The 18,882-nt window shown below is 40.3% G+C and carries 14 protein-coding genes; 9 read left to right on the top strand and 5 right to left on the bottom strand.

Translation table 11 applies throughout. The features are described 5' to 3' along the window. Positions 1–2: 2 nt before the first annotated feature. The 5 genes from F993_RS08630 to tssH are packed head-to-tail and all read right to left on the bottom strand — an operon-like array spanning position 3 to position 6,610. On the bottom strand, positions 3–611 hold the full coding sequence (locus F993_RS08630) for a hypothetical protein (RefSeq protein ID WP_004654777.1): 609 nt from the start codon (positions 609–611) through the stop codon (positions 3–5). A 10-nt stretch (positions 612–621) separates the two neighbouring features. Continuing rightward, positions 622–1,428 carry a type IVB secretion system protein IcmH/DotU gene (gene icmH, locus F993_RS08635; RefSeq protein ID WP_004654775.1) on the bottom strand — a complete coding sequence of 269 codons (807 nt, stop codon included), beginning with the start codon at positions 1,426–1,428 and terminating at the stop codon, positions 622–624. A gap of 10 nt (positions 1,429–1,438) precedes the next feature. After that, the gene (gene tssK, locus F993_RS08640) at positions 1,439–2,803 is read right to left on the bottom strand and encodes a type VI secretion system baseplate subunit TssK (protein ID WP_004654774.1); all 1,365 of its coding nucleotides are present in this window, start codon (positions 2,801–2,803) and stop codon (positions 1,439–1,441) included. A gap of 16 nt (positions 2,804–2,819) precedes the next feature. Further along, on the bottom strand, positions 2,820–3,917 hold the full coding sequence (tssA, locus tag F993_RS08645; protein WP_004654771.1) for a type VI secretion system protein TssA: 1,098 nt from the start codon (positions 3,915–3,917) through the stop codon (positions 2,820–2,822). Positions 3,918–3,943: 26 nt separating this feature from the next. Then, entirely contained in the window at positions 3,944–6,610 is a 2,667-nt protein-coding gene (gene tssH / locus F993_RS08650) for a type VI secretion system ATPase TssH (RefSeq protein WP_004654769.1), read from the bottom strand. A 374-nt stretch (positions 6,611–6,984) separates the two neighbouring features. Here tssH and F993_RS08655 point away from each other — a divergent pair, with 374 nt between their 5' ends. From F993_RS08655 to tssM, 9 genes are all read left to right on the top strand, one after another. Next, positions 6,985–7,692: a hypothetical protein gene (locus F993_RS08655; RefSeq protein ID WP_032812491.1), complete on the top strand. Its 708-nt coding sequence runs from the start codon at positions 6,985–6,987 to the stop codon at positions 7,690–7,692. 19 nt (positions 7,693–7,711) lie between these two features. Next, positions 7,712–8,215: a type VI secretion system contractile sheath small subunit gene (gene tssB, locus F993_RS08660; RefSeq protein ID WP_004654766.1), complete on the top strand. Its 504-nt coding sequence runs from the start codon at positions 7,712–7,714 to the stop codon at positions 8,213–8,215. Further along, on the top strand, positions 8,208–9,689 hold the full coding sequence (gene tssC / locus F993_RS08665) for a type VI secretion system contractile sheath large subunit (protein ID WP_004654763.1): 1,482 nt from the start codon (positions 8,208–8,210) through the stop codon (positions 9,687–9,689). Before tssB ends, tssC begins: the two co-directional genes overlap by 8 nt. A 51-nt stretch (positions 9,690–9,740) precedes the next feature. Next, positions 9,741–10,244, top strand: coding sequence for an Hcp family type VI secretion system effector (locus tag F993_RS08670; protein WP_004654761.1), 504 nt, complete (start codon positions 9,741–9,743; stop codon positions 10,242–10,244). Positions 10,245–10,321: 77 nt separating this feature from the next. Beyond that, complete coding sequence (gene tssE, locus F993_RS08675; RefSeq protein ID WP_004654759.1) at positions 10,322–10,798, top strand: type VI secretion system baseplate subunit TssE; 477 nt, start codon at positions 10,322–10,324, stop codon at positions 10,796–10,798. A gap of 12 nt (positions 10,799–10,810) precedes the next feature. Beyond that, positions 10,811–12,619: a type VI secretion system baseplate subunit TssF gene (gene tssF, locus F993_RS08680; RefSeq protein ID WP_004654757.1), complete on the top strand. Its 1,809-nt coding sequence runs from the start codon at positions 10,811–10,813 to the stop codon at positions 12,617–12,619. Further along, on the top strand, positions 12,583–13,578 hold the full coding sequence (tssG, locus tag F993_RS08685) for a type VI secretion system baseplate subunit TssG (protein ID WP_004654755.1): 996 nt from the start codon (positions 12,583–12,585) through the stop codon (positions 13,576–13,578). The genes tssF and tssG overlap by 37 nt, the downstream gene beginning before the upstream one ends. Beyond that, entirely contained in the window at positions 13,578–15,002 is a 1,425-nt protein-coding gene (locus tag F993_RS08690; RefSeq protein WP_004654753.1) for a hypothetical protein, read from the top strand. The genes tssG and F993_RS08690 overlap by 1 nt, the downstream gene beginning before the upstream one ends. Before the next feature lie 28 nt (positions 15,003–15,030). Beyond that, on the top strand, positions 15,031–18,852 hold the full coding sequence (gene tssM / locus F993_RS08695) for a type VI secretion system membrane subunit TssM (protein ID WP_004654751.1): 3,822 nt from the start codon (positions 15,031–15,033) through the stop codon (positions 18,850–18,852). Positions 18,853–18,882: the final 30 nt, after the last annotated feature.

The following is an 18,882-nucleotide window of genomic DNA, read 5'->3' as shown; positions in this document are numbered from 1 at the left end:
GTTTACTTGAGTTCATTCACAGCAAAAGGCTTTTGTGTCACTTTAATTTGTACAGTTGCTTCGGGTGCTTCCGCTTCAACTTCTGCTGCTTTCGCTGGTGCAGCCTTGGTCGCAGGAGGAGCAGGTTTAGCGACTACTTTATTCGTTGCCGGAGCAGTGATTTCATTTTTGCTATGTGGCACTTTTGCTGGTGTTGCTGTTGCTGGTTTCGCATTTGGTTCGTTTGCAAATGGAGAAACATGCTGTCCGGTTGGAGCGGGTGCAGCAGGTGGTGGTGTCCGTTGGAAAAATTTGTTTAAATCATTGCTCCCAGGCTGAGCAAAATTATTGTCTTCCACGGATTCACTTGTTTCATGATGATTTGGATTAGTGACTTCCACATCATTGCTTTGAGTTGTTGCTTTATTGGCTGTTTGAACCGTCTCAGTTTCTTCAAGCGTTTGTGGCACAGTAGGCGCTAGATTGCTGGAGTCATTTGCAAAGATGAAAAAAAACAGTGCAGCAAAGATTATTCCTGAAAGAAATCCGATCAGTAAATAAATTACAGGAGATAAGGTTTTTTTCTTATTGGTCTGTAATATGCGTAAAGAAGTTGTTCTTTCCTGAGTCATACGTTATCAACTAAGGCAAATGGATGGTGATATGTGCTTCTTCGGCAGGTGCTGAAATCACATTCTGATAAGGGGCTAAAGCACCCTGATTTTGTTTGGAGAGCATGAACTTTAAGCCTGCAAAAGTGAGCGCAGCAAACATGAGCAAGAAAATCAGAATCCAGAAAAAAGGTAATTCGTGATGAATGATGTGTTTGATGTGGTCAGGAATTGCGGCAAAAGGAGAAAATGCTGCTTTTTTCCCTTTGAGATAATCAATTTCATCTCCGACACGAGCCACGAGGTGATTTAAGCTTTCTACCGATTCCAGACGATATTTACCTTGAAAACCGAGCAACAGACAGTAGTGGAAAACCTCAAGCGATGCAAGACGCTCTTTGCCACGACTGCGCAGTTGTTCCAAGATTTCAAAAAAACGATAGCCAGCCAGTTGAGAGCCAAACAGGCTCAATTGCAATGGGCTGATCAGCCATGAATTCTGTAAGTTAAAATAGGCTGCATCCTGTTGTGTCGCAATGGTTTCATCAATCAAGGCACAAAATGCATATTTGGCGTCGTGGATATCGTCAGCAGAAAACTGCAAACGTTTGGCTTGTTGCTCGAAACGGTTCAATAAATCGACGATTTTTTCACGAAAATCAGCTGGATTTGCAGGTATATAGCGGTTGCGAAGTAAAAAAACCAGATAGAACCCATCATGTAATAGGTCAATCAAGTTGGTCGCTTGCGCTTTATTTTGTGGCTGATCAGAAGCAGGTAAACCTGAACCAATTTTTCCATCATCAAATAAAGAGGGGATGCCTGTGGGTTGAGTCATTGTGATTCTCTTAACTATTCATTACAGCAATGAGTTCAATACTAATATCTTGGAAACCAGCGGGTACATAGACACAGATGGTTTCTGACTCAAGCATACGTTGATAGAGTTCATGATGTGGTTCAATTTCAAAATAGCTGACACCAGAGCGTACTGGAATCGCTGTCGGAACTTGCATTAAATGATGGAGTGGAACAGCAGGAAGTGCCGCAATGACACGCTGTTCTACGTCTATCGTACTGCCCACTTTGAAACGTAAAGGTACAATTTGGATGAGTTCATGGGTTTGCATCATGCTGCTGGAAACAGCAATGTAAAGACGCGTATCACGGGTAATTTTGTCTGACTCAAGACTACCCACCCAATAAGATGGTCGCGTTTCTTTCAAGGCGATACTGAAATAACGGCTCGAAATAATGGTATCCAATAAATCTCTTAAGATCAGATCAAGCTGCTGAAAACTGTCTTGTAACTGATGATGTTTATAGTGTGGTAAATGATCTACATCATAAGCCGTAGAGAAGGTGAGTAATGACCCTGTTAAACGCAATAATTCTGAGAACAAGCGTTCTGGGTGAATTAAAGGATATTGGAGTAAGTGATTCAATCCAGCGTAGGCGGTATTTAAGGCATTGATTAACCAGAAGGAAACAATGTCACCTGAACGGAATTCAATTAGTTTTTGTTCATTTTCACGGTTATTGCTTTGAATGGTTTTAATTTTGGCCTTAATGACGTTGAGTGTACGTTTCAGGTTATTAATCAGAGATTCAGACGCTGCAATATGTAAAATCGGTGGGATAAACTTATTGTCTAACTCAAAGTGACCTGAGCTTTGACGTTTAATTTTACCGACTGGAATATATAAGAAGCCATCTAAATGCTGACTTGGCTGAATATGCTGCTCTAACAACTTAAATTCCGCACGACGGCGCAAGAGATTCAGTTCAGCAGGACTAGCATCGGTAAACAGATCATGGGTTTCTGTCAAATAGTTATGATAGCGACTAGACACTGAGCGTGTTTCATCCGCGATATTCTTCTTGTTGGCTTGTAAGATCGGAAGCGCCAGATAAACCGTCATTTCACCTTGTAGATTAAGATCATCCAGCAATAATGGTTCTGGCAATAAATCCTGAGCAGGTGCGTGATAAATCTCACCATCTTGCCAAATGATTTCCACTTCTTGGAGTGCCAGAATATGGGTCGAAAGTTGAACCTCATCAAATTTCAACTTTTGTACGCCATAGGCATGTGGAATCATCGCACGAATCGTATGATTCAAACGTTGTTCATGATAGGTATCTTGGATCTGAAAATGCTGAGGACGTAAAAATAAGCCTTCACCCCAAAGAATCTTTTCTGCTTTAAACATATGTATTTACCAATAATTATTCATATTCATTCTTTGGCTGAACACCAAGGGTGTCCTGTAGCATTTGTAAAGGATGTTCATCCTTAATCACCTGAGTTAACCACTCATGCAGTGGCATTTGGCTCCATTTGATGGTTTTTTGCAACATATAGCTGACAGGACTATGCGGTTCATTTTGCTGAAAATAAGTGGCAATTTCTTGCAGCACACGCATCGCCTGTTCACGGTTTTCAACATGCGATTGAACTTGTGGCTGAAAGGACAACTGATTTTGAGGTGCAGCAGATTGTGTCGTCACGTGTTGTACCATCGGCGTGGTCGATGTTTCGATTTCAGTAATGACCGTTTGAGTGCTTTGATCAAACTGGTCGCTTTTATAAATCTTTTTCAGTGTAATATGAATATTATTTAAGCTAGAGTCGATTGCAGCAAAACTAGGAGAGTCTAAACCAAGCAAATCATCCAGCACTTGTTTCAGCGTTGCCCATTGTTGCAAGATTTCATTGAAATGTTGGTAATTTTGACGCTGAAAGTTTTTATCGGTATTCGATAAGGCTTGTTCAAACTGCTCTAATTCGGTTGGACTACTTGAGCCTTCATAATCATCACTTTGTTTACGACGAATGTTCTCATGATAAAGAAAGTTGTCATAATCAAGTAGATGATAAAAAGGTGAATGGTTAATTAATGACACCTTTTTGATCAGCAAAGGGAGCTGATTAATTAAACCTTGTAATAAGCCAATACGTTGATCTAAATCATCATCTTCTATTTCTGGATGTAAGGTTAACCAATATTGTTCCAAGAGGCGATGACTGAGTTCCAGACTTTTGCTAATGCCTTCAAAGCCATACAGATTTGCCCAAGCTTCAGACAGCCAGGTAAGCAAACGGATATCTTTACTTTTTGATTGCAGTAAATCTATAGACGTGCTGGCGACAAAGTCCCAATCCGCCTGTTTGGGTTCAGTCACCCAATCCCCTTGATCAAGTAATATATCATCTTGGGTTTTTGCTTTTTTAATGGCGTGGAACTCATTTGAAAATGAGTAATCCTCACCGCACGGTGACTGCTCATTAATTGGCGTTAGTAAAGATAAAATATCCATATGCATCACAAATTTAGCTCAATTTTTAAATTTTAAACTTCAGCTTTGGCTTTTTTACTCGAACGTTTCTTGGTTGCTTTTTCGACTGGATCTAATTGATAGGTAATTTCATCGTCTTGGGTATCAATCACAATCAACTTCGGCAATTTGTGCTCAGCTAAAGCGACCAAAATTTCAGTTGCTAAAGCTGGCAAGACGGTAGAGTTGAGGATATTGTCCACATTTCGTGCGCCACTATCCACTTCAGTACAACGGTTTAGGAGTAATTCGATTAAATCATCAGAATACTGAACCTTGGTTGCATATTGTTTTTCAATACGATCAACAATTTTTCCAAGTTTGTGTTTAATGATGCGAATGAGCAACTCATCATGCAGTGGGAAGTAAGGCACGATTCGCATACGTCCAATAAAGGCTGGTTTAAACTGCTTATATAGACTAGGTTTCAAATGCTCAATCAAATCTTCAGCATGTGGCCAGTTTTCTACAGGCTGATTTAAACAGGCCTGCATGATGGCACTTGAACCTGTATTCGACGTCAGCAAAATAGTCGTATTTTTAAAGTCGATCACACGACCTTCACCATCTTCAAGCATCCCTTTATCGAAGACTTGATAGAATAATTCTTGTACATCGCTGTGGGCTTTTTCAACTTCGTCTAACAGGACAACACTGTATGGGTTGCGACGAACGGCCTCAGTGAGAACGCCACCTTGACCATAACCGACATAACCGGGAGGGGCACCTTTTAACGATGAGACCGTATGTGCTTCCTGATATTCAGACATATTGATGGTGATGAGGTGATTTTCGCCGCCATACAGCTCATTGGCTAGGGCAAGAGCCGTTTCAGTCTTACCCACTCCGCTTGGGCCAACCAGCAGGAATACACCTTGTGGTTTGTTCGGATCTTCTAATTTGGCTTTAGAGGTTTTAATGCCTTGAACCAGCTGGGAGAGGGCATAATCTTGCCCCATCACGCGTTCCCCAAGTTTATCTTCAAGACTTAGAATTTGTTTGATTTCATCATTGACCATTTTGCCAACTGGAATACCAGTCCAATCAGAAATAATTTCATTGATGATCTGTGCATTGACACGCTCAAATACTAATGGTGTTTGGCCTTGCAATTGGGCTAAATCGGCTCTTAATGTCGCGATTTGTGCTTTATGGTCTTGTTCTGTTTGTGCATTCAGCGCTTGAATCTGTTTAACCAATGCAAGTTCTTGTTGCCATTTACTTTCGGTTGCTTGAATCTCTTTTTCTAAGCTTGTCAGTTGTTGATTGAGCTCATCTAAACGTTCGTGATGCACAGGGAACTGCTGATGTTCGTTACTGATAATTTGATGTTCTAACTTGAGGTTGTGCTGTTGTGCTTTGAGTTGATCCAGAATGACGGGTTGAGCGTTTTGTGTCAAAGCAACACGTGCCGAAGCGGTATCAAGTACGCTCACTGCCTTGTCTGGGAGTTGACGTCCACTGATATAGCGATGCGATGCTTGAACAGCGGTAATGATGGCTTGATCATCAATCTGTAGGTTAAAGTGACTTTGCATGACGGGAATCATGGCACGTAACATATCGATCGCCACATCTTCGGTCGGTTCTTCAACTTTTACCACCTGAAAACGACGGCTGAGTGCCGCATCTTTTTCAAAGTACTGTTTGTATTCAGCCCAAGTGGTTGCCGCAATGGTTCTTAACTCCCCACGTGCTAAAGCTGGTTTGAGTAAGTTTGCAGCATCATTTTGTCCGGCTTGACCACCAGCGCCAATCATGGTGTGTGCTTCATCAATAAATAAGATAATTGGATGTGCAGAAGCTTGAACTTCTTGAATCACTTGTTTTAAGCGATTTTCGAATTCACCTTTAACACTCGCGCCAGCTTGTAATAAGCCCATGTCTAAGACATGCAGGTGAACATTTTTTAATGCCTCTGGAACAAGACCTTGTGCAATTTTTAAGGCCAAGCCTTCAACAACAGCGGTTTTACCCACACCAGGTTCGCCAGTTAAAATCGGATTGTTTTGGCGACGGCGCATTAAGATATCAAGCATAAGGCGAATTTCAAATTCGCGACCAATAACAGGATCGATGCCGCCTTGTTTGGCTTTTTCAGTGAGATTAATTGTGTATTGATCTAGGGCAGGGGTTTTTGCTGCTGTCACCGTCGATTCGGTAGCTGTTGTTTGTTCCGTGGTTGGACTTGAATCTTCAGCCTGTGGTTGTTCACTGCTTTTCCCGCAAATATCGAGAAACTTGTGTTTCATGGTATCGATCGGGAAGCGTTCAAATAAACTGGATGCCCTAAAAGCAATTTGTTGCAAATCGGGAGCTGTTAATAAAGCAATTAATAAATGACTACTACGGATTATCGGTGTCTGTTCAGCGGAAGCGAGCAACCAAGCCTGCTCAAATAATCGAACAATTGATTTTGCAAAGATGGGGGTACGAGTATTACCTTTAGGCAAAGAGGCAATGGTTTCTTTTAAATCAGTCAGTAAGGCATCTGGAGAGATATTATTTTTTTTTAATAAAATATGTAAATCATTGACTATATTTTGATTTAGTAATTCAACAAATAGATGTTCAATCTCAATTTCATAATTCAATTGGTTAATACAGTAATTTGCAGACTTTTCTAATGCAGTACGAGTAGGAGGTGATAGTTTTGTAATTAAAACCTTTAAGTTACTCATTTATTACTCACAATAATTTTTAAATACCAAGTTCTATTTGCTGAGTTCTAACTTGGTATCGTTGTTTTTGCTAGAAATATTTTTTGAATAAAATCAAAAACTTAACATAACTCTATACGAGTATACAGATTATTCTACAACAAAAAATGTCACTTTTAAACAAAAAATGCACTCGATTAAAGTTTTTTTTTACATGAATGTCTGTCATGAAAATTTAATAATGTTAATAAACGTAACTAGTATTGACTTTGTATGTGTTTTTTTTGTTAAATTCGCGGAAATGATGTAAATGTACAAAAATTGACGAGTAAGAGGGTTTTTTAACAATAATTGTCAGCTCTTCAATTATAAGTTAAATAATGACGAGGCATATTTTGAAAAAAGGTATTGTAATATCAATTCTTTGTATAACAGCAGGTTTAATCGGTAATTCAGCTTATGCTGATGATAAAGAAATAAAACCAATTAAATTAAAAAGTAAATGTCTAAAACAGAATCCGTTGGCAGTAAATCAAACGGATCATGCTTTATTAGATATTTATCAACAAGTTTGTGACAAAGATAATGCTTCGCGTGTAAACGATTTATTGGCTCAGGCAGCGATGCGTATGTATGAATTAAAGCAACCGATGAATGCTTTAAAACTAGCAACGCAGTTACAAGAGCAAAATGTGCGCGGTACGACTTTAACGGATGTTACTTTTTTAGCCAGTGTTCAAATTGCCAATGAAGCATTGCAACACATGCGCTCAAGTGAAATGCGTTATTTGAGTAATGAACTCACTTATCCACCAGCAAAACAGTTGAGTGACAGTATTCGTGTTGCCTTACCTGCTCCAGATACCTCTACGAGCAAGGCGATTACAGATGAGTCAATCAAGAAAGAAATACGAAATACGTCGACCAATAACACAACGCGACGTACAACGAACAGAAAAGTACGTACAACTCAACCAACACGTAGTAATGTAACTCAATCTGTTGCGCCGGTAAAACGTCAAACGGCTGTAACACCAACAGTTAGCAAACAACCAAATACTGTTCAAAAGACAGGTTCGAATCCATTCGATTCGTTGAAATAATAATCAAGGGTGAAAAGTTATGGCAAAGAGAGAAAGCGTACAGAAGAAACTGCAACGCATACGTCCCCCTCGTGTACAACTGACATATGATGTCGAAGTTGGTGATGGTAAAGAGTCAAAAGAACTCCCTTTTGTTGTGGGTGTGATGGGGGATTTCTCCGCTGCATCAGAGCTAGAAAAGACCAAGTTAAAAGATAAAAAATTTATCAATGTCGATTTAGATAATATTGATGAAGTAATGGAATCTTTAGCGCCACGTGCGGCTTTCCAAGTTGAAAATACTTTGACGGAAGAAGGTGGTCGCATGTCAGTGGACCTCACTTTTAACTCAATGGAAGATTTCCGTCCAGAACAAGTGGTTCAACAGGTTGACCCGTTGCGTAAGTTGGTTGCAGCACGTGAACGTTTAACTGATTTACGTAATAAGATTTCAAACAGTGAGCGTTTGGAAGACTTGCTAGATGAAGTGTTGAAAAATACAGATCAGATCCGTCAGTTAAGTGCGGAGGCTGAAAATGAGTAATTTACAAGCAGCTGCAGCAGCGAGTGTTGAAGCAGAATCGGTTAATTTACTGGATTCAATTGTTGAACAAAGCCGCATTGCCCGTAATGATGATGAACATGTTCGTGCAAAAAGCTTAATTGGTGAATTGGCCAAAGAAGTCATGGCAGGAACAATTACGGTTTCTGAAAATATGACCTTGTCGATTGATAAGCGTATTGCTGAAATTGATGCCTTAATTTCGAATCAATTGAGCGAGATTATGCATCATGAGCAATTCCAAACCATCGAATCGACGTGGCGTGGTCTTTACTATTTTTGCCAAGAAACTCCGTCTAACTCGATGATTAAAATTCGTATGTTGAATACGACGAAAAAAGAGTTGGTGAAAGACTTCCAAGGTGCAACAGATTTCGATCAAAGTACCTTGTTTAAAAAGATTTATGAAGAAGAATATGGCTCATTTGGTGGTGCGCCTTATGCAGCGTTGATCGGCGATTTCGAATTTGATCGTACACCGTCAGACATGTATTTATTGGAACAAATTTCTCATGTTGCAGCGGCAGCGCATGCGCCATTTGTTTCGGCAGCAAGCCCAAGCATTCTTGGTCTTGAATCATTCACCGATATTGATCGTCCACGTGATGTTTCAAAAATCTTTGAAACAGCTGAATACGTACAATGGCGTTCTTTCCGTGACAGCGAAGATTCTCGTTATGTCGCATTGACCATGCCTCACGTCTTAGGTCGCCTGCCATATCATCCGAAAGAAGGTACTGCAACTGAAGGGTTTAACTTCGTTGAAGATGTTTCTGGTGAAAACCATGATGATTATTTATGGATGAATGCGGCTTATGCATTCGGTACACGTTTAACCAATGCCTTTGATATGCATGGTTGGTGTGCTGCGATTCGTGGTGTTGAGGGTGGTGGTTTAGTTGAAGGCTTGCCAGTACACACCTTTAAAACCTCAGATGGTGAAGTGGTGTTTAAATGTCCAACTGAAATTGCCATTACAGACCGTCGTGAAAAAGAACTCAGCGACCTAGGCTTTATTCCATTGGTTCACTGCAAAAACACAGATTATGCAGCCTTTTTTGGTGCGCAGTCTGCTCAAAAACCAAAGAAATATGACAGTGATACGGCGAATGCAAACTCTGCACTTTCTAGCCAAATCCAATACATCATGGCGGTATCGCGCATTGCACATTACTTAAAAGCAATGATGCGTGACAAAGTGGGAAGTTTTGCATCTGCAGGCAATGTCGAAGCGTTTTTAAATGAATGGCTTTCGCAATATGTCTTGCTAGATGATGGTGCATCTCAAGAGGCAAAAGCACAATATCCGCTTCGTGAGGCATCTGTAAAAGTTGTAGAAGATCCAGCTCAACCGGGTCACTACAAGTCTGTGGTTTTCTTAAGACCACATTTCCAGCTGGATGAGTTGTCTGTTTCTTTACGACTCGTGACTGAACTACCTCAGTCCTCAAATTAACAATGAGATCAGCTAGATAATAACTTTAAATAAAATAGAGGTAATTTTTAAATGAAAGATATATATGTTGAGTTTCGTGGTAAGTACAAGGTAGACGGAGAATCTCGCGATTCTGAACACAAAGGTTGGCTAGAAGTTAACTCTTGGTCTCATAACATTCGTCAACCTAAATCTGCGACTTCTAGTAGCGTAGGTGGCCATACAGCTGAACGTGTTGAGCACTCAGACATGATCTTCGTTAAAGATTTGGATGCAACTAGTCCTAAACTTTGGGAAGCTTGTTCTGCAGGTTATACATTTGATGAAGTACAGATCGATTACTATCGTGCAAATGGTGATAAGCGCATCAAGTACTTACAAATCAAATTGAAACATGTTCTTGTTTCTAGCGTAACACCGACTGTAAACGAAGAAGGTGTTCCAACAGAAACATTTGGTTTGAAATACGCTGCTGTTGAGTGGACTTATAACCAACAAGACATTAACGGTACTGCGAAAGGTGCTGTTACTAAGAAATGGTCACTTTCTAATAACACAGCTTCATATGCTGCGTAATTAGTATCGTGATTTTCTAATAGAGGTTAATAGTTGCCTATTAGCCTCTATTTTTCCAATATTCTGTTCTTATAAAAATGAATTTAGATCATTTATATCCTTACGGATTCAGATCAACATTATTTGATCGTTTAGTACCAGAGCAAGAAGATTATTTAAGAGGGATGTCGATTCAGCAGTTACGAGAGTCTGTTGCTCGTGATTTGGAAGATTTGTTGAATAGTCGGATCGCACAATTTGATCGAGATATGGATGAATTTCCGCTGGCAAAAAAATCAATTTTGCAGTTTGGAATTATCGATTTCGTAGGCTTATCGACGGCGAATCCATTGGATCGAGATAAAATTTGTCAATCGATTGAGCAGTCTATAGCAGCACATGAGCCGAGATTGAGGCAGATCAAAGTTGAGATGCTATTAGATGGGCATAACATGGGATCGCTGTGTTTAAGTATTCAGGCTTACTTAAATATCCACCCCTTATATGAACCTGTTTTTTTCGATGCTTTACTCAAACCAACAACACAACAATATGTTATTTCTGCCAGAACTTAGTGTGAGCGAACAGTGATAGAGCAACTTTTACCGTATTATGAAAAACAACTACAAGAATTCGGTCAACAATCTCGAGAGTTTGCGCAGAAATATCCGAAGATTGCGCAACGTCTATCGCTCAACCAAGAACAAATTGATGACCCACATATTGAACGTTTAATTCAAGCATTTTCACTGATTGCTGCACGGATTGATAAAAAGTTAGCTGATAGCTATGAGCTGTTTACCCATTCTTTATTTGAGGTGATGTTTCCTCAATATCTACGACATTTCCCAGCATGTACAGTGGTCAGTTTTGAAGATACCAATAAACTTAAACAATTAACTGAAGCACATTTGATTCCGCAAAAAACAGCGCTGAAGTCACGTAGCTTTAAAGGCGTGCAATGCGAGTTTAATACCAGTAATGAGGTTCGATTATTACCGATTGCATTGACCCATTTGGAGTTTCAAACTTCACCTAGCACGCATATGCATTTGAATCAAAATGCGACCTTGAATTTGAAATTTGAAATCTTTAATGATGCTCAACAATGGATTTTGGATGAAAAATTACCGATCTATTTAGATGCGATTTCAAATTTTCCATTGCAAGTTTTGGATAGTATTTTTCGTAAAGATACGGGTTTTGCAATTCGGGTGGGGCCGCGCGTCATTGAGGTCAGTAACCCTTTTGAAGTGATGGGCTTTAGTGAGCAAGAAAGTTTATTGCCGATTGATCAGCATACCCATCATGCCTATCGTTTATTGATGGAATATTTTTGTTTCCCTGAGAAGTTTAATTACTTAAATTTGGATTTGAGTGTCCTTAAGGGATTATTACAGCAGCAGAACAGCTTTGAAATTTTGATTCATCTCAAACTCAATTTGAATGATCAAGCCGTGGTCCGTAATTATTCAGAACTCAATATAGCTAACTTTAAATTATTTACCACACCGGCAATTAATCTGTTTGAAAAGCAGGCCGAGCCGCAAAAGATTTCACATACCCAATTACAATATCCATTGGTCACGGATGCGCATCATCCTGAGTTGTATCAAGTCTATTCTATCCTTGAGATGAATATGGTGCGTGAAAAGACCAATCAAGAGCAAACGCATCTCCCTGTATTGCCTTTTTTTGCAATGAGTCATTATCACAATGATAAGGTTCAATTTTTCTATTCTTTAAATTATCTACCTTCGCAGACGAAAATCATGCAAATGGGGTATTCGATTGTTTCCAAGCATTTGAAACCTTATGAAATCAAATCCGATTTTATTAGTACGCGTTTGCTGTGCTCCAATGGTGATTTGCCGCATGAAGCATTAAGTCAGAGCAATAATATTCTGAATTTAAATGACAGTAGTTTGGCAAGACGTGCCTTGATTTTAAAGCGTCCGACATCACCTTATCATTTTGATAAAAACAGCAATGAGCAATGGCGCATTATTTCGCATCTTTCGTTGAATACCTTGGCATTAATGAAAGGGGATGCATTGAGCCATGTGAAGGAGCTTTTGGCTTTATATAACTTACCGCATTCCAAAGAAAATATTTTATTGATTGACGCATTGAAACAGCTCAACTTCTCAACCACCAATAAATTGATGAATGCAAAACCTTTCCCGATGTTCATTCGTGGAGTTAAGGCTGAGCTCTCGGTGAATAAGAGCGTTTTCCGTGGACATAGTCTCTATATTTTCAGCCAGTTATTAAGCCATATTTTTAATTTAAAGGTTCAAATTAATAGTTTTGTTGATGTGGTCGTCAAAGACAGTCTTAACCAGCAGGAGATATACCAATGCGTGCAGAACGTTGGTGGCAAGACTCTTCTGTAGTCGACCAAGTTTTTAAAAAGTCAGGTTCATTTGAGTTTATTCAATCCACACGCTTGTTGCGCCATTACCCACAGGCCTCTCAAGTACAGGGGTGGTCTGAAGATTTTAAATTTGGCACCTCATTTAGTTTAAGTTTCCCTGCGACTGAAATTGAAGAACTCAGTTATCAAGATCAGCGTGTCCATTTAACCAATTTGGTGGTAGGACTCACGGGGACACAAGGGGCACTGCCTTATACCTATACCAATAAATTAAAACAAAGTAGCCGACAGCAACGATTGGAGATTAAAGAATTTTTAGGTCTGTTCAATCATAAGCTGACAGCCAAATATGTCGATGCCAGCTTGGCCTATAACTTGGCAGTGCGTTATGAGATTGAACAAGACAATCATTATCTGGACATTCTGCATGCCTTAAATGGCTATATTCGCTCTCAGCATCAACAACAAGATCTAGATGAGTATTTTGCCGAATTTTCTGGTTTGATGCAGGGGCAAAACAATACTGCACATGCGTTAAAAACAGTATTGTCATGTGTGTTTAATCAACAGGTTCAGATCCAAGAATTTGTCAAAGAAACCTTTCATCTGGCTGATGAGCAGAAGACCAGCTTAGGTGGTAGCAATCCAAGCCTACTCGGTGTGAATACCTTTTGTGGCGATACGGTTCAGCAAATTGATGGCAAAATCGAGATTCAAATTGGGCCATTATCTCGAGAGCAGTATTTAGCTTTTCTGCCTGAGCAGCCTTTGAATAAAAAGTTAAAACACCTGATCCAGACATGGTGTAGCCCAACATTGTTTATTGATGTACGTTTGATTTTAGATAAACGTGAAATCAATCCAATCTGTTTAAATTCTGGGCATCAGGTAGGTCTGGGCCAAGGGGCATTTTTAATGCCATCCGAACAATTACAACATAACACGGAAACACGTTATGCACTTTTAGGAGCCGCATAATGGTGAAGAAAATTTTAGCCACACTCATCAGTTGCTTTATCTTGGTCGGCTTGGTGGTGGTTTATTATTGGCGTGATATTCAATATCAGCCAGAATCTGCCGATTTAATTAATTATTTCCTGATCTTGCCAGTCGTGATGACCTTGGTATTACTGTCACCTTGGTTAATCTATAAGGCTTATCAACATCATAAAGACAAAAAGCAACACGCTTTACAGGCCGAACAAAACGCAGAGCAGAACACAACTGAGTCACAGCCGATTGTGCTGGAGAGTAAGTGGTTAGAACTGAATCTGTATGCGGCAGGCGCATATAGTGCACTGGGTGAAAATAATTCGATTCTGGATGGAATCAAGCAGTTTACCAGTCCCCAGTTAGATCAGGATCTGGTGAATTTTCATGGCATCCCCATTCTTTCTTATCGCATTGCAGACTTAGACCAACAGGTCCAAAGTGAAGATGATGAGGAATTGCAGTTCTTGTCGGTTCGACAGCAGCGCATCATGGCTTTGATCCATCATCAAATTGAACAGCACACGGAACTTTTGGCTTCGATTTCAGACCACTTAAAGCGGTCTAGTTTGTTTTATGAAAGCCAAAATCTGCATGAATACCGGATGCACCCTGCATGGATTGATCCAGGCTTTTCGGATGATGAAGCGCATGAATCGATTCAGGTGGAACAAGTGTATCGTTTAGATAAATTAAATCTGCACATTTTATTGTCTGAAGATGTAGTGCATACCTGGAATGACTTGAGTAGCAATGAAAGTATTCAGGCCATTTTTTACGATCTTGGCATCATTCCACAAAAATTCCATATCGAATATCACTATCTCAGCGCGGCATCGACTGAGCAACATTTGCTGGAGTTGCTTGAGCGGATTCAAAACCAAGCCCATGAAATTTCATTGATCATTGCGGCAGATTCAGAAATTGATCAAGAAATTATTGATGAAAAATCTTGGGGAGCAAGTGCTTATATCCCTGCAGAATTTGTGAGCAGCAGTTGTCTGGCAAATCCTGCGGTGCAGCTAGAGCAGTTGCAACCTGAAAAGACTTTTAAGTTGGTTAGCAACCAAAATAATATCGATCAAATTTTCAAAGAGCTGGGGATTGATGATTTACCCCAGTATCAGGCTGAAGAACCGTTTGTATTGGTGGTTGAGGATGGTGCTGATGTCAAGGTGGCCAAAAAGTTGGAACAGTTTTTTAAGCAAAGTCCAGTCGAGGCACACCATTATTTGTACTGCAAACCTATTTTTGGACATACCCAGAACGTGGCAAAATTTTTTGGATTAATGTTGGGGGCACATTTTTCTGAGTCACAGGTTGCCTTTGTTTATGGACAAAATTTACAAGCATTTATCCAAGCTGTTCCTGAGATCACACAAGATCAGGAAAGTGTAGCAATTGCTGATTAATTAACTTTATTAAGAATTCGAGAACTCAATGTATATCATTTTAGGTTATCTGTGGCAGTACATCACGAATCCTAAAGCTATTATTGCTTTATCCTTATTCGTGGCACTGATTTCTTCATACTCGTCTATTCCTCGGCATATCTTTTGGGCATTGGCAGCGACCTATGCATTGGGTTTAATCGTCTATGGTATCTATTGGCTGATTCAAAGAAAACGCCATGCTTCACAAGGTGAAGAACTGGCCAATGCGATTGAGAAAGACAGCCAAGCTGAATATGGTCAACCCAAAGACAAAGCAGAGCTACAGTTAATTCAGCAGCAGATGAAAGAATCCATTCAATTGATTCGTAAATCTAAATTGGGTGATAAAAAGGGCAATGCTGCATTATACGAATTACCTTGGTATATGGTGATTGGTAATCCTGCTGCGGGTAAAAGTTCTGCGATCTATAATTCTGGTTTGAAGTTTCCCTTTGAAGAAACACATCAGAAAATGGTTTCAGCGGGTTTAAGTGGAACACGGAACTGTGATTGGTTCTTTTCTACAGAAGGGATTTTACTGGATACCGCAGGCCGTTATTCGGTTTATTCCGAAGATCATTCTGAATGGTTGGGCTTTTTAAATATTCTAAAGAAAAACCGTTCCAAAGCCCCTGTCAATGGTTTGGTCCTGATTGTCAGTATTGCCGAATTGATCAGCCAGAGTCCTGAGAACTCAATAAAATTAGCCAAAAACCTGCGCGCTCGAATTCAAGACTTAACAGAAAAACTCGAGGTCGTGGTTCCTGTTTATCTGGTCTTTTCTAAAATGGACTTGATTGCAGGCTTTACGGAGTTTTTTGATTGCTATGAATCACAAGAATATAATCAGGCGTGGGGTGCAACCTTACCTTATGAGCAGAACTCGTCTCAGAATGCAGTGGAATTATTCGAAAAACATTACAGCATTCTTTATGACGGTTTGAAAAGTGTCAGTACTACGCATTTAAGTCGTCGCCATTCGCAAAATATTTCACCGAGTGTCATGACCTTCCCATTGGAATTTAAAACACTCAAACCCGCGCTAAAAAGTTTTGTCGGCACATTATTTGAAGATAATCCATATCAGTTCCAACCGATTTTCCGTGGTTTCTATTTTACCAGTGCCTTACAAGAAGGTGTGATTGAAAGCCCAATGACCGAGAATATTGCGCAAGAGTTTCAATTGCAGCAAGTTCAAGGCAATGATCAAGACAGCGTAAATGCTTCGCTTGCACCCAACCATGGCTATTTCTTACAAGGTCTTTTCTCTAATGTGATTTTGCGAGATAAAGATCTGGTGAAACAGCACATCAATCCTGCAAAAAAACGTCAGCGCTATATTGGCTTTATTGCAGCATTGGTTGGGGTTTCTTTGGTCTTGGGCGTATGGGTTTGGTCATATCGCAATAATCAGCAATTGATTGCGGATGTACAGGCTGACTTAGATAAAGTGGTGCATCTGGAAAAAACTTCTGGGCAGCAATTATCAACTCAACTCGAAGCCTTATTGATTCTGCAAGAACGCTTGCAACAGCTCGATGAATTTGATGAGCATCGTCCGCTTAAATTCAGCTTTGGTCTCTATCAAGGTAATCAATTACGCGAGAGCTTAAAAGCCGAGTATTTGAAAGGGATCAAGCAAATTGTTCTGACTCCAACACAGCAAAATATTGCGCAATATTTACAGCGTGTTAAAAATAATGAGGCAACTTTAAAAGCCAATCACGTCAATGTCGAAATCAAGCAAGTTGCGAAAACACAGCAGTATTTAGAGCCTTCGGATAGCAATCCACAAGATGCTTATAACGCATTAAAAGCCTATTTGATGATGAGTAACCATGAATATATGGATACCAGTCATTTAAGTGACCAAGTGTCTCGTTTCTGGCGTTCTTGGTTGGATGCCAATCGTGGGCAAATGCCACGTGGTGAAATGATTCAGGATGCAGAGAAGATCCTTTCTTATGCCATGACCTTGGCCAATCAAGACGGCTTCCCTGTACTTGAAACCGATGCACAAGTGGTCGACCAAACCCGTCAAGTTTTATTGTCTGTGATTCGTGGGATGCCAGCACGTGACCGTGTCTATAACGAGATTAAGATGCGTGCTGCGGTACGTTTCCCTGCAGTCACAGTTGGGCAAATTGTAGGTGAACAAAACCGTGCCATTGTCTTGGGTAGTTATGCATTACCGGGCGTGTTCACGCAAAAAGCATGGGATGAGTATGTTGAAAAGGCAATTGATGAAGCTGCGAATAAGCCAACAGATAGCAAAGACTGGGTGCTGAATAGCCGCCAATCAGACGATTTAACTTTCTCAGGTAGCCCAGAACAAATCCGTAAACAATTGGTCGCGCTGTATAAGCAAGAATATGTGATGGAATGGAAAAAATTCCTGAACGGTATTTATTATGCCAAAAATGATCAATTCGCTCAGCAAGTGAAAAGTATTGATGTTTTAGGTGAACCACAAAATTCACCAATTCGTACTTTATTACAACGTATTGCAATTGAAACCAACTGGGATAATCCAATTGTCCAGGCTGAACTTGCCGTTCCTGAAAAAGGCTTTGTCGCTTGGTTTAAACGCAAAGTTTTGAAAAATTCAGATGATAGAGCCGCAGCTCAGGCCATGGACCGTGCACAAGGTGCAATTTCGCAAGAATATCAAATGTTCTATCAATTGGTACGTAAACGTGATGATTTACAAGATAAGTCATTATTTGATGAGTACATGAACAATCTTGCCCAAGTACGTAGCAAGTTCAATGACCTGAAAACAGCAGGTGAGATTGGTCCAAGTGCGATGGCTTTGGTGAAACAAACGATCAATGATCAAACTTCAGTCTTTAATACCACACAGAAATATGTGGATGAAAAGATGATGGTGGGGTTAAAAGACACTGATCAACAGTTATTACAAAAATTGTTGATGACGCCACTGACACAATCTTTTTCTAGCTTGATTGTGCCGACTCAAGATGAATTGAATAAATTGTGGGGTATCCAAGCATATCAACCATTTAAAACCAATTTGAGCCAGAAATATCCATTTAATTCTGGTGTGACCTTACAAGCCACCAGTAATGAAATTGGTCAAATCTTTGGTGAGACGGGTAGCATTGCACGCTTTGTAAAAGAAGCTTTAGATCCATTTGTGATCCGCCGTGGTTATGTCTTGACCTCGAAAACATGGAAAGACTTAGGCATTAGCCTAAATCCACAATTTGTGGTGGCATTCCAGCAATATGTCGCACCGATCAATGGCATGGCGACAGGTAGCCTCGATCAACCTGCAGCTGCACCTGTATCTAATCAATCGAACTTCCAGTTCTACCCATTACCGAATCCACAATACCTGTCGTATACCATTGATATTGATGGTCAACGTATGGTGTTTGAAAACGGAATCCAGCAATGGGTGAACTTCGTATGGCCGAACCAAGGTGCAATACCAGGCGCACGAATTACTGCAGTCGATTTGGAAGGCAAAACCCATACGATTTTTGAAGAGCCGGGTGAATACGGGATTAACCGTTTGATCGATGCAGCACAGCGTAAAGAGCAAAATGGTAGTTTTGAAATGACATGGACCAGCAAAACGGAACCATCTTTAACACTGAAAGTAAACTTCCGCCTCATTAGTGGCAATAGCTCGGGCAGTATTGGCTCTAGCCGTGGTTATGCAGGCTTGCAACTGGTGGATAAAGTGGTGACAGAGAAAGCGGTACGTGTGGTCTCTGCGCAAGCGACACCTGCGGGGGCTGCTGCAACTGTTGCACCAAAGCCACAAACCACTGCACCTGCCCAGTCAGGAGTAACGCCGTAATGTTAGGGATGATCAGGGAACAGCAGGAGG

The organism is Acinetobacter proteolyticus (genome assembly GCF_000367945.1).
Classification (GTDB): Bacteria; Pseudomonadota; Gammaproteobacteria; order Pseudomonadales; family Moraxellaceae; genus Acinetobacter; species Acinetobacter proteolyticus.
This window is presented reverse-complemented; position numbering and strand designations above follow the sequence as displayed.